This window comes from Actinomadura sp. NPDC049753 (genome assembly GCF_040674655.1).
GTDB lineage: Bacteria > Actinomycetota > Actinomycetes > Streptosporangiales > Streptosporangiaceae > Spirillospora > Spirillospora verrucosospora.
Genome location: NZ_JBFARL010000049.1, coordinates 1 through 12351, shown reverse-complemented (window position 1 = coordinate 12351; position 12351 = coordinate 1). Strand labels below are relative to the sequence as shown.

Annotated in this window: 12 protein-coding genes; 7 read left to right on the top strand and 5 right to left on the bottom strand. The window is 74.4% G+C overall.

Translation table 11 applies throughout. The features are described 5' to 3' along the window. Positions 1-39 precede the first annotated feature (39 nt). Entirely contained in the window at positions 40-714 is a 675-nt protein-coding gene (locus AB0K37_RS15620) for an HAD family hydrolase (RefSeq protein WP_363980658.1), read from the top strand. Between the two features lie 66 nt (positions 715-780). Here AB0K37_RS15620 and AB0K37_RS15615 read toward each other — a convergent pair whose 3' ends face one another. Together AB0K37_RS15615 and AB0K37_RS15610 are read right to left on the bottom strand one after the other, a co-directional pair. Continuing rightward, positions 781-1206, bottom strand: coding sequence for a DUF4267 domain-containing protein (locus AB0K37_RS15615; protein WP_363980655.1), 426 nt, complete (start codon positions 1204-1206; stop codon positions 781-783). A 47-nt stretch (positions 1207-1253) separates the two neighbouring features. After that, positions 1254-1895: a hemerythrin domain-containing protein gene (locus AB0K37_RS15610; RefSeq protein WP_363980652.1), complete on the bottom strand. Its 642-nt coding sequence runs from the start codon at positions 1893-1895 to the stop codon at positions 1254-1256. A gap of 118 nt (positions 1896-2013) precedes the next feature. Here AB0K37_RS15610 and AB0K37_RS15605 point away from each other — a divergent pair, with 118 nt between their 5' ends. The 6 genes from AB0K37_RS15605 (at position 2014) to AB0K37_RS15580 (ending at position 9201) form a co-directional block, all read left to right on the top strand. Continuing rightward, on the top strand, positions 2014-5286 hold the full coding sequence (locus AB0K37_RS15605) for a BTAD domain-containing putative transcriptional regulator (RefSeq protein ID WP_363980649.1): 3273 nt from the start codon (positions 2014-2016) through the stop codon (positions 5284-5286). Between the two features lie 242 nt (positions 5287-5528). After that, positions 5529-5861 carry a hypothetical protein gene (locus AB0K37_RS15600; protein WP_363980646.1) on the top strand — a complete coding sequence of 111 codons (333 nt, stop codon included), beginning with the start codon at positions 5529-5531 and terminating at the stop codon, positions 5859-5861. 137 nt (positions 5862-5998) lie between these two features. After that, positions 5999-6895 (top strand): peptidoglycan-binding protein, encoded by an 897-nt coding sequence (locus AB0K37_RS15595; RefSeq protein WP_363980643.1) that lies wholly within the window; start codon positions 5999-6001, stop codon positions 6893-6895. After that, a complete protein-coding gene (locus tag AB0K37_RS15590; protein ID WP_363980640.1) occupies positions 6892-7584 on the top strand; it encodes an ABC transporter ATP-binding protein in 693 nt (230 codons plus the stop codon). Before AB0K37_RS15595 ends, AB0K37_RS15590 begins: the two co-directional genes overlap by 4 nt. Beyond that, positions 7581-8762 carry an ABC transporter permease gene (locus AB0K37_RS15585; RefSeq protein ID WP_363980637.1) on the top strand — a complete coding sequence of 394 codons (1182 nt, stop codon included), beginning with the start codon at positions 7581-7583 and terminating at the stop codon, positions 8760-8762. Before AB0K37_RS15590 ends, AB0K37_RS15585 begins: the two co-directional genes overlap by 4 nt. 76 nt (positions 8763-8838) lie before the next feature. After that, positions 8839-9201 (top strand): hypothetical protein, encoded by a 363-nt coding sequence (locus AB0K37_RS15580; protein WP_363980635.1) that lies wholly within the window; start codon positions 8839-8841, stop codon positions 9199-9201. A gap of 7 nt (positions 9202-9208) precedes the next feature. Here AB0K37_RS15580 and efeU read toward each other — a convergent pair whose 3' ends face one another. The 3 genes from efeU to AB0K37_RS15565 form a co-directional block, all read right to left on the bottom strand. After that, positions 9209-10072: an iron uptake transporter permease EfeU gene (efeU, locus tag AB0K37_RS15575; RefSeq protein WP_363980632.1), complete on the bottom strand. Its 864-nt coding sequence runs from the start codon at positions 10070-10072 to the stop codon at positions 9209-9211. Positions 10073-10162: 90 nt separating this feature from the next. Beyond that, positions 10163-11362 (bottom strand): ribonuclease D, encoded by a 1200-nt coding sequence (locus tag AB0K37_RS15570; protein ID WP_363980739.1) that lies wholly within the window; start codon positions 11360-11362, stop codon positions 10163-10165. A gap of 220 nt (positions 11363-11582) precedes the next feature. Further along, entirely contained in the window at positions 11583-12149 is a 567-nt protein-coding gene (locus AB0K37_RS15565) for a DUF3000 domain-containing protein (RefSeq protein ID WP_363980629.1), read from the bottom strand. Positions 12150-12351: the final 202 nt, after the last annotated feature.

Sequence of the window (12351 nt, the reverse complement as noted above, 5' to 3'; positions counted from 1 at the left end):
CCAGCGCATCAAACCCCATCCGGGAACTAGCCTCAAACCATGATCGAGGCCGTGCTGTGGGACGTCGACGACACGATCTTCGATTTCACCGGCTCGGAACGGACCGGCCTGCTGCGCCACTTCGAGGCGGAAGGCCTGCCCTCCGACGAGGCCGCACTGGACCGCTGGCACCGGATCACCGAGACCGCACGTCGGCACCTCACAGCGGGGCGGCTGACCTACGACGAGTACCGCCGCGTCAGAGCCCGCACGTTCGTCGACCGTCCGCTGAGCGACATCGAAGCAGACGCCTGGCACGACCGGTACGAGGCGCTGTTCGAAGCGGCGTGGTCGGCATTCCCCGACGCGGCGTCGGCGCTGGACGCGCTTCCTTACCGCCAAGGAATCCTGTCCAACTCCAGCACCGTCCACCAGGAGCGCCGGCTGACGGCCCTGGGGCTACGCCACCACTTCGAAGTGCTCCTCTGCTCTGACCGACTCGGCTGCGCGAAACCAAGCCCATCGGCGTTCCTGGCCGCCTGCGCCGCCCTCGACCTCCCTCCCGCCAAGGTCGCCTACGTCGGTGACAAGCTGGACGTGGACGCCGAAGGCGCACGCAACGCGGGCCTCCACGCCATCTGGCTCGACCGAGCAGAAACGGCGCTCCCGACCCCGTCCGGCATACACCGCATAGCGACCCTGCACGAGCTGACTACAGCTCTAGCCGCCTGCTGACCGTCGAGCTTGTGCCCGCGGCGTCCGGTGGGCTCGGTCACCGTCGCACTCGGCCGGGCGGCGGCGTCAGGCGTGCTGCGGGGCGGGCGACGCCGGAGCGGTCGCGGGCTTGCGGGTCTCGCGCATCATCAACAGGCCGTTGACCACCATCAACGTCGCGGTCAGGCAGTGGACACCGAGCGCGGTGGCCACGGAGCCGTGGTGGGCCAGCACGGTGGCCATGTCGCCGTAGGCGGCGAGGGCCTCCACCAGCAGCACCCAGCCCAGCGCCCGGCGGTGGCCCGTCACCAGCAGGATGCCCAGGACCAGGGCCAGGACGACGTCGCGGATTCCCTTGACGATCAGGAAGCCGCCGCCGTCGCCGGACGGCGAGTCCGGCAGGCCGAAGCCCGGCGCGGTCGTCTCCGGGCTCAGGATGAACTCCGTCCCGAACCAGAGGACGAAGAGGATGAAGGCGGCGGCCAGGGCGGTGTTGATGTTCTTCAGCGACATGATTCTTCTCCTTGCGGGTCTTCGGCGAGCTCGGTGAGGGGGGAAGGTCAGGCGGCGCGGACGCGGCGGATGTGGCGGGCGTAGCGGGGGCGGCCGATGACGTGCCAGATGCCGCGGACCGGCCGGGGGAGGGCGGAGAGGAGGATCGCGCGTTCGGCCGGGTTCGCGTCCTCCAGGACGAGGCCGAAGAGCGTGAGCAGGGTGAGCTTGGGCGTGTTGGCCACCAGGTGGTCGCCCTGCGCGGCCCACTCCTGCTCGGTGATGTGCTCGGCCGCGAGCGGAAGGAGGGTGGCCTCCTCGTCGTCGAGGTGTTCGAGCAGGACCGCGCGGTGCTCGGCGAGGGCCGCCACGAGGGTGTCGCGCTCGTCGGCTCCGGCGGTGGCCTCCCACGCCGGGACGGCGGCGTCCAGCCTGGTCATCGTGGCCGCGACGCGCTCGTGCTGCGCCTCCATGCGCAGGACGACGTCCGCCTCCAGATCGACCCGGGACAGGAGCGGCGGCCACAGCAGCTCGTCCTCGCCCTCGTGGTGGTTCTTCAGCCCCAGCCGGTAGTCGCGGAAGTGGTCGGCGACCACCTTGGCGCGAGCGGTGTCACCCGGGGCGACCGCCGCGACGAGTTCCACGAGCAGCCGCGACTCCCGGCGGAAGGCGCGGTGGACGATCTCCATGTCCTGGGTGTTGACGCTCATGCGGTCCTGCCCTTCGTCTGTCCTGTCCGACGTGCTCAAGGCTGCTCCCGGATGTTTGGAGGGCACTTGGAGCCGGCTTGGAACGCGTCCGGCGGCCGCGCGTACGATGTGTGACCTCATGGTCTTGATCAGGGTGTTGGGCTCGTTCGCGGCCGAGGCCGGCGGCGAGCCCGTTCCTCTCGGCGGACCGCGGCAGCGGGGCGTCCTGGCCCTGCTGGTGGCCGCGCGCGGGCACGTCGTGCCGGTCGACCGGATGGTCGAGGACCTGTGGCGCGGCGAAGCGCCGTCCCGCGCCCTGGCGTCGTTGCAGGCGTACGTCTCCAACCTGCGCCGCCTGCTGGAGCCCGGCCGCCCGCCGCGGGCCCCGGCGCGCCTACTGGTGAGCGCGTCCCCCGGCTACGCGCTGCGGCTGCCGCCGAGGTCGGTGGACGCGTGGCGCTTCGAGGAGCTGCTCGACGAGGCCCGTGCGCTCGCCGACCCCCGTGACGCCCGCGCCCGGCTGGACGAGGCGCTGGCGCTGTGGCGCGGACCCGCGTTCGCCGAGGTCGCCGACGAGCCGTGGGCCGCGGCCGAGACCGCCCGGCTGAACGAGCTGCGTGTGGTCGCCCGCGAACTGCGCGTCGCCGCGGGGTTGCGGCTCGGCGACCCCGCGGCGGTGGTGCCCGAGGCCGAGGGGCTCACCCGCGACGAACCCCTGCGCGAGGAGGGCTGGCGCATGCACGCTCTCGCGCTGTGGAGCAGTGGCCGCCAGGCCGACGCCCTGGCCGCGCTCCGCCGCGCCCGCGCCGTCTTCGCCGACGAGCTGGGCCTCGACCCCGGCCCGGACCTGGTGGCTCTGGAAGAGGCGATCCTCACCCAGCGCACGGAGGTCCTCCGCTCGGCCGTTCCCGTCTACGCGTCCCGGCCCCGGGCGACCGCGCCGCCGGCTCGGGGCGACGGGCCCGGCGCGACGAGGTTCGTGGGGCGGGAACGCGAGCTCGCGGCGCTCGTGGCGGCCGCCGGGGAGGCCACCGCCGATGGCGCGCGGGTCGTGCTCGTCACCGGGGAGGCGGGTCTCGGCAAGTCGACGCTTCTTGAGCACTTCGGGGCGCGGCTCGCACGGGACGGGTGGCTCGTGGCCGCCGGGCGCTGCCCCGAGGTGGACGGCGCGCCGCCCGCGTGGGCGTGGGTCGAGGCGCTGCGGAAGGTGGCCTCGAACGTTCCGCCGGGAGACTTCGCGGACGACCTGGCGCCGCTGCTCTCCGACTCCGCGACGATGGACGACGACGCGGCGGCCGGACGGTTCCGGCTGCGGCGGGCCGTGTGGAACTGGCTCGCTGCGGCCGCCGCCGACCGGCCGGTCGCCGTCGTCCTGGACGATCTCCACTGGGCGGACGCCGCCACGCTGGAACTTCTCCGCGGCGGCGTCGGCGCACGGGCCCCGATCCTGGTCGTCGCGGCGTACCGAGCGGACGAGAGCGAGCGCCTCACCGAAACACTCGGGTCCCTCGCCCGTGCCGCGCCGCTCCGGCTGGACCTGCCCGGACTGGAAGGCGACGCCGTCGCGGAACTCGTGCGTGCCGAGTGCGAGGCCGACGATGCGACCGTGGCCGGGATCGCGGAGCGGACCGGCGGGAACCCGTTCTACGTGCGGGAAAGCGCGCGGCTGCTGAACGGCGAGGGCGCGCTGGTCGCGCTCTCCGAGGTCCCGGACGGTGTACGGGACGTGCTGCGGCGCCGGCTCGCGCGGCTCCCGCAGAGCGGCGTGTCCGTGTTGCGGCTGGCGGCCGTGGCCGGCCGGGAGAGCTCCGTGGACGTGCTCGTGCGGGCCGCCGACTCCGACGAGGACGGGGTGCTGGACGCGCTGGACGCGGGCGTCATCGCCGGGTTGCTCGACGAGCCCGGGCCCGGGCGCATCCGGTTCGTTCACGCGCTGGTCAGGGACACACTGGTCGCCGACGTCACCCGGTTGCGGGCCACCAGGATGCACGCCCGGATCGCCGCCGCCCTGGAGGGCACCGGCGACGTCGCGGCGCTCGCCCACCACTATGCGCGAGCGGGATCGCCGAAGGCCGTCGGCTACTGCGTCCGGGCGGCCGAGCTGGCCGAGGCGCGCTACGCCCACGACGTGGCGGTCGCGCTCCTCACCGACGCCGTCGCCAACTCCAGCGACCCGGACGAGCGCGTCGACCTGTTCGGCAGGCTGCTGCGCGCGCAGGTCAGGGCCGGGGCGGTCGCCGCGGCCCGGGCCACGCGCGAGCAGGCCGTGGAGTACGCCGAATCGATCGGCCGCGACGACCTGGTGATCGCCGCGTTCACCGCCTGGACCGAGCCGACCCCCTGGCAGGCCCGCACGTACGGCACGGTCGACCGTCCCGTCGTCGGCCGCCTCGGCCGCCTGCTCGAGCGGACGGACCTCGCCCCCGACGTGCGGTCCCGCCTCCTCACCGCGTACGCCGCGGAACTGGTGGGCGAGGACGATCCGACGGCCATGGCGGCGGCGCGGGAAGCGCTCGGACTCGCCACCGATCCCCGCCTCCGGGCGGCGGCGCTCCTGGTCCTGGCCGGCGACCACGCTGGGGAGGAGTACGCCCGCGAGCTGGTGGAGATCGGCGTCGAGCACGACCTGCCCGTCTACCGCGTGAACGGGCTGCTCGACCAGGCCGCGATCGCCGCCGCGGCCAACGACCCCGCGACCATGCGCCGGATGACCGGGGAGGCGCTCGACCTCGCCCGCGCCTACCGGATGCCGGAGGCGATCAGCACCGCCGAGATCGCGCTGGCGGCCCTGGTCCTCATCGAGGGCCGGTTCACCGACGCCCAGCGCCTCTACACCGAGGCCACCGAACGCATGGAGCGCGCCGGATCGGTGCACGCGGGCTTCCTCGGCCTCGCGCTGGCGGTGATCTGGCTGAACGACGGCACGCTCGGCGACCACCTGGACGACGTGCGCGCTCTCCACGAGGCGCTCGGCCCGATGGTCACCGACCTGCTCGCGCTCGCCCTCCACGCCGCCGGCCTCACCGACGAGGCACGCCGGGCCCGCACGTCACCGCCCCCGATCCGGTCCGACTTCTTCTTCACCTTCCTGACGAGCCTGCGCGCGATGGCGGTCGTCGCGCTGAACGACCGCGACGCCGCAGCGGAGGTCTACGCGGACCTGCTGCCCCACCGCGATGGCCCCCCGGCCGGCGCGGAGAGCGTCTCGCTGGCCCTGCGTCCGGTCGCCCACACGCTCGGCGAACTCGCCCTCTTCCTCGGCCGCGCCGACGAGGCCGCCGCCCACTTCGCCCAGGCCGCCGCCATAGCCGACCGATGGAACGCCCCCCACTGGTCCGCCGACGCCAGAACCCAAGCCGACCACGCCCTCGGCGCCCGCGTCCCGCCCCCAGGCACTCACAACAGCCACTAATGCGGGTTTAACCCTCTGCGGGCTCTGATGGGCGGGCCGGGGCAGGGTGCTTCGGGGAGAGGGCCGGCATGAGGGTTTGGGTTCTGGGTGTTGTCGCGGGGCTTGTGCTCGGGGGCGTTGCCGGGTGTGGGGGTGACGGGGAGCAGACCGGGGTGGCCAGTGCTGGTGGGGTGGCCTCAGCATCTGCTTCTCCCAGCAGGTCGGTTTCTCCGGAGGACGCTCAGCTGAAGTTCGCGCAGTGCATGCGGGACAACGGGGTGGACGTTCCCGACCCGGGAAGCGGGGACGGGCACGCGATGCGGCTGCGGAAGGGCGGCGACCGCTCGAAGTTGGAGGCGGCGCTGAAGAAGTGCCAGTCGTGGCTCCAGGCGGGCGGGAAGATGCCCGACCTCAAGGATCCGAAGGTGCGGGACCAGTACGTCAAGTTCGCGCAGTGCATGCGCGAGCACGGGGTCGACGTCCCGGATCCGGGGCCGGACGGGCAGATCAAGCTCCCGACCGGGCAGGTCGACCGGGGGCAGGCGGAGAAGGCGCGGGAGGCGTGCAAGGGCAGCCTGCCGGGGGTCGGGAAGTGAGGCGGGTCGCGGTCGCGGGTGGGGCCGCCGCCGTCGTGGTGGTGGCCGGCGGTGCCCTTGCCTGGACCCGGGACGGGAGCCAGGCGCAGGGGGCGCAGGTTCCGTTGGCGACGGCGGTGGTGAGCCGGGGGGATCTCGTGGACACCGAGAAGGTGGACGGGAAGCTCACCTATGCCGATGTCCGGGATGTGTGGACCGGGACGTCCGGGGTTGTGACCTGGGCGCCGGAGGCGGGTGCGACTGTTCGGCGCGGGGAGACGCTGCTGTCGGTGGCGGGCAGGCCCGTGACGTTGATGTACGGCGCTCGGCCCATGTACCGGACGCTGCGTCAGGGCGCCTCTGGGAAGGACGTCCGGCAGCTCGAAGAGAACCTGCGGGCTCTCGGCTATGGCGGCATGACGGTGGACGGGGAGTTCACCGGGGCCACGGAGGACGCTGTCGAAGAGTGGCAGGACGACCGGGGGCTGGCGGAGACCGGGCAGGTCGACCCGGGTCAGGTCGTCTTCTCGGACGGGGCCGTGCGGGTGCGGGAGGTCAAGGCACCCGAAGGGAAGCGGATCGCTCAGGGGCAGCCCGTCCTGACGGTGGCCGGGACGAGGCGGGTCGTGCACGTCGATCTGGACGCCGACAAGCAGGATCTCGCCAGGAAGGGCGCCCGGGTGTCGGTGGAGCTGCCCGGCGGGGCGTCCGTCAAGGGGACGATCAGCGAGGTCGGCAGCGTCGCCCTGACGACCGGGTCGGGGCAGGACCAGAAGACCACGGTCGGCGTCGACATCTCGATAGGGGGCGCCGAGACGGGACGCCTGGACGAGGCGCCGGTCAGTGTCGAGCTGGAGAGCGAGCGGCGCGAAGGTGTTCTGTCGGTTCCGGTAGAGGCGCTGCTGGCGCTGCGGGAGGGCGGCTTCGGAGTCGAGGTCGTCGACGGATCCAGGCGCCTGGTGCCCGTGCGGGCCGGGGCGTTCGGCGGCGGGCGGGTCGAGGTGGCCGGGAACGGGCTCCGCGAGGGCATGAAGGTCGGGGTGCCCGCGGAATGAACGACAGGGGCGCGGACATCGTGGAGCTGGCCGGGGTGGTCAAGGAGTACGCGGGCGGTGTCGCGGCTCTCCGGGGCGTCGATCTGGTGATCGCGCCGGGGGAGCTGGTGGCGATCGTCGGGCCGTCCGGGTCGGGGAAGTCGACGCTGCTGCACATGATCGGGACGCTGGACCGGCCCACCCGGGGGAGCGTGCGGGTCGCGGGGCACGAGGTCGCGGGGCTCGGGGACCGGGAGCTGTCGGCGCTGCGGGCGCGGCACATCGGGTTCGTGTTCCAGCAGTTCCACCTCGCCGCGGGGGTGAGCGCCCTCGACAACGTCGCCGACGGGCTCCTCTACGGCGGGGTCGGGTTGCGGGAGCGGCGGGAGCGGGCGCGGGCGGCGCTCGGACGGGTCGGGCTGGCGGGGCGGACGGAGCACCGGCCGCACCAGCTGTCGGGCGGTGAGCAGCAGCGGGTCGCGGTCGCGAGGGCGGTCGTGGGCGAGCCCGACCTGCTGCTCGCCGACGAGCCGACCGGCAACCTCGACTCCGCGGCGGGCGCCGAGGTGCTCGCCCTGCTGGACGAGCTGAACCGCGCCGGCACCACCGTCGCGGTCATCACGCACGACGCGGAGGTGGCGGCGCGGGCGCCGCGGCGGGTGCGGGTCCGGGACGGTCTGATCGTCGCGGACGAGCGGGGGAGCCGATGAGGCCCGCGCGGCTCGGGGCGGGCGACGTGCTGCGCGTCGGGCTCGGCGGGCTCCGGGCCCGTCCGGCGCGGGCGGTGCTGTCGGCCCTCGGGATCGCGATCGGGATCGCGACCATGGTCGCCGTCATCGGGATCTCCTCCTCCAGCAGGGAGGACCTGCTCCGGCGGCTCGACCGGCTGGGCACGAACCTGCTGACGGCGAAGCCGGGCGACACGCTGTTCGGTGACAAGGCGGAGCTGCCCGAGACGGCGCCGGAGATGGTGCGGCGGATCGGGACGGTCACGGCGGTCGGCGCGACCGGGTCGGTGGAGGCCACCGTCCGCCGCACCGACCGGATCCCGGAGGAGGTCACCCAGGGGATCGCCGTGCAGGCCGCCACGGCGGGGCTGCTCGGCACGCTCGACGTGGCGCCGGCGAGCGGGCGGGCGCTGGACCCGGCGACCGAGGGCCGTCCCGCCGTCGTGCTCGGGTCGGAGGCGGCGCGGCGGCTCGGCCTGGACCGGGCGGGCGGCCAGGTCTGGATCGGCGGCCGGTGGTTCGTCGTCCTCGGCGTGCTGCGGCCGGCGGAGCTGGCCCCGGAGATCGACCGCTCCGCCCTCGTCGGCTGGGACGCCGCCCGCCGGTACCTCGGCTTCGACGGCCACCCCACGACGATCTACGAGCGTTCCGCGGACGCATCGGTCGGCGACGTCCGGGACGTCCTGGCCCGGACGGTCGACCCCGAGCACCCGGAGGAGGTCCAGGTCAGCCGGCCCTCGGACGCCCTGGAGGCGCGGGCCGCGGCGTCCGGGGCGTTCACCGGGCTGCTGCTCGGGCTCGGCGCCGTCGCGCTGCTGGTCGGCGGGGTCGGGGTCGCCAACACGATGGTGATCTCGGTGCTGGAGCGGCGCCGCGAGATCGGGCTGCGCCGGTCGCTCGGCGCCACCCGCGGCCAGGTGCGGGTCCAGTTCCTCGCCGAGTCGCTGCTGCTGTCGGCGTTCGGCGGCGCGGCCGGGGTCGTGCTCGGCGCGGCGGTGACGGCGGGGTTCGCTCTGTGGAAGGGGTGGCCGCCGGTCGTGCCGGCGTGGGCGCTCGGCGGCGCGCTCGCCGCGACCCTGGCGATCGGGACGGTCGCGGGACTGTACCCGGCGGCGCGGGCCGCGCGGCTGCCGCCGACCGCGGCGCTGGCGACCGCCTGAGACTGGTCACGATCTGTCCGATCGGTGCATGATTGGGGCGACGTCGACCCGCCCTGGGGGAGGTGCCCCAACCGCCATGCCGGTGCCACGCCCGCTCCGCGAGCGCTGCAGGGAGTTCCTCGGCATCGACGGGGAGATCCGCTACATCTTTCCCGCGATGACCTACGGCGGCGGTGCGGGCTTCGTCTTCGTCGTCACCGGCGACCAGGTCGCGGTGATCTCCACCGGCCCGCTGAGCCGCAGCACCCCGAAGAGCATCTGGGGCAGCTACCCGCGCGGCACCCGGATCGGGCCGGTGGAGACGGGCGTCGGAGCGTCGTTCGAGTTCGCGGGCGCGGTGTTCGAGCTCGACGACGAGTACGTGCCGGTCGTCAACGCGGCCGACGCCGAGGTCTTCGCCCGCGACAGCCTTCCCCGCGACCCGCTGCCGGACCTGTGACGCGGCGTCAGGACGTCGGCGCCGGCTCGGTGGCCTTGGCCGGGGCGGGCTTGGTCGGCGACGGGCTGCGCAGGAACAGCACCATCACCGGCACCAGGTAGGCCGCCCACATGACCAGCTGCAGCCAGGTGATCTGCGGGGTGACGTTCAGGACGCCCTGGAAGACGGTCTGCATCCAGTCGCCGGCACCGCCGAACTTGGCGAAGAAGGCGTGCGGCTCCAGCGCGACCGCGTGCAGGCCGGGGAAGACCTCCGCCTCCTGCAGGTCGTGGAAGCCGTAGCCGAAGACGCCGGCGGCGACGACGATGAGCGCGGCGCCCGTCCACGTGAAGAAGCGCTTGAGGTTGATCTTGAGGCCGCCGCGGTAGAGCAGGTAGCCGAGGGCGACGGCGACCGCGAGGCCGAGGAACGCGCCGATGATCGGCTGGGTGGACCCGCCGGAGGAGTTGGAGATGTTGGTCCACAGGAACAGCGCCGTCTCCAGCCCCTCGCGGCCCACGGCCAGGAACGCGACGGCGGCGAGGGCGACCGGGCCGACGTCGAGCGCGCCCTCCAGCCGGCCCTCCAGTTCGGCCTTCATGAACCGGGCGGTCTTGCGCATCCAGAAGACCATCCAGGTGACCAGCCCCACCGCGATGATCGACAGCACGCCGCCGAACAGCTCCTGCGTCTTGAACTGCATCTCCGACGACGCGGCGCTCAGCGCGATCCCGAAACCGCACGCCAGGACGACGGCGGCGCCGATGCCCGTCCAGACGGGGAGCAGGGCCCGGCGGTTGCCGGTCTTCACCAGGTACGCGATCAGGATGCTCACGACCAGGGCGGCCTCGAGCCCCTCGCGCAGGCCGATGAGGAAGTTGCCCAGCAGCATCGACGTACTCCTCGGGGGATCAACACACGTTTTAGGCAAAGCTAACCTAAGCCAGTGTGTGCCTCGCGGCCGCCCCCGTGCAAGTCCGGCCTACAGCTCACCTTTGCTTTCGAGGCGGAGGAACGCCTTGGCGATCGGCTGCGCGGTGAGCTCGACCTGCCAGCGGCGGGCGCCGAGGTCGCGCAGCGCGGCGCCGATCGCGGACGGCGACGACTCCGCGGGGGGCGTCCACGCCAGCCGGCGGACGTAGTCGGGCTGGACGAGGTTCTCCGACGGCATCGAGTGCTCGTCGGCGAGCGCGGCGACGACGGCGCGGGCGGCGGTGAGCCGCTTGGCGGCCTCCGGGTCGCGGTCGGCCCAGCGGTGCGCGGGCGGCGGCCCGTCGCCGGGCAGGTTCGACTCGGGCAGCCCGCGCTCGCCGAGCTCGCGGGCGCGGGCGACGGCGCGCAGCCACGCCGACTGGTGCCGGCGGGCGCCGCGGCCCCGCATCGTCGGCAGGGCCTGCAGCTCGGCCGGGGTCTTCGGCGACTTCTGCGCCAGCTCGATGATCGCCGCGTCCTGCAGTACCCGGCCGGGGGACAGGTCCCGCTCCCGGGCGATCTTGTCGCGCGCCTCCCAGACCTCGCGGACGGCGGCGAGCGCCCGCCGGTTGCGCACCCGGTGGATGCCGGACGTGCGGCGCCACGGGTCGGGGCGCGGCGGCTTCGGCGGCGTGGTGAGGATCGCGGCGAACTCCTCGCGCGCCCACTCCAGCTTGCCCGCCGCCTCCAGCTGGTCGTGGAGCGCGTCGCGCAGCTCGACCAGCAGCTCGACGTCGAGCGCGGCGTAGTGCAGCCAGTCCTCGGGAAGGGGGCGCGTCGACCAGTCGGCCGCCGAGTAGCCCTTCTCCAGCACGAAGCCGAGGACGTTCTCGACCATGGAGCCGAGCCCCACCCGGGGGTAGCCGAGCAGCCGCCCGGCCAGCTCGGTGTCGAACAGCCGGCGCGGGACGAGGCCGACCTCGGCCAGGCACGGCAGGTCCTGGTTGGCGGCGTGCAGGACCATCTCGGCGTCGGCGAGCGCGGCGTCCAGCCCGGACAGGTCGGGCAGCGCGACCGGGTCGATCAGCGCGGTGCCGGCGCCCGCGCGGCGCAGCTGGATCAGGTAGGCGCGCTGGCCGTACCGGTAGCCGGAGGCCCGCTCGGCGTCGACCGCGACGGGACCGGTGCCCGCGGCGAACGCCGCGATGACGCGCTCCAGGTCGGCCGGAGCGGTGAGGACCGGCGGGACGCCGTCGCGCGGCTCCAGCAGCGGGACGGCGGGGGGACCGGTGTCGGTCTCCGCGCCGGCCGGGCCGGGGTCCGGCCCGGCCGGGCCGGGAACGCTCCCGGGAGGGGTCGCCGCCGTCTTCTCCGCACCGGCGCCCCGTTCGGGGCCGGTGGCGCGCGTTTCGGACACTCCCACTGCTTCCGTGTTCTCCCCCGCCGCCTCGGTTTCGGACGCTGTGCTCACGCCCCCTACCGTACGTCGCTCAGCCGCCCCCGCCGCCCGGCCGGTCCGGCAGGGCGGTCACACCGGTCGGCGGAAGCCCCGCCGTGGTGCACATCACCTCGCACCAGGCCAGGACGTGACCGGCGAGATCGTCGCCCGTCGGGGACCACGAGGCGCGCAGCTCCAGCTCCGTGGTGGACGGCTCGTCGCGCTTGTCGCCGAAGCTCTCCGACACCGCGCGGGTGATCGTCCCCGACACCCCCGCGTAGCCGGCGGGCTCCAGGGCCTCCAGCAGCCAGTCCCACGCGACGGAGCCGATCAGCTCGTCGGCGGCGATGTCGGGCTCCAGGTCGGCGCGGATGTAGGCGACGACGCGGAAGCCGTTCGTCCATCCGGAGCGGCCCTCGGGGTCGTACAGCACGATGAGGCGGCCCATGGCGACCTCGGTGTCGTCGTCGCGGTAGACGCTGCCGGACATGGCCGCCGCGTAGGGCGCGAGGCTCTGCGGGGCGGCCATGTCCTCAAGGTCGAGCTCCGGCCGGAGGGCGGGCCCGTCGAGGATCTCGCGCAGCGTGTCGACGGCCCGCTGGAAGGCGGGTGGGTTCATGGGCGGACCGGCCTGATCGCGGGGGAGTGACGGGTCGCCGGGCCCCGGCTCGGGCCGGTGGCGTCGGGACGGGGCGGCGGGAGGACGTGGAGGGGAGGCAGGCACGGCACGGGTTTCGTCTCGGGGGCCGGGCCGGTCAGGCCACGGCCCGCGCGGTGGCGGCGTCGCCGCGCGCCCGGGCGGTCTCGGTGGCCCGGCGGCG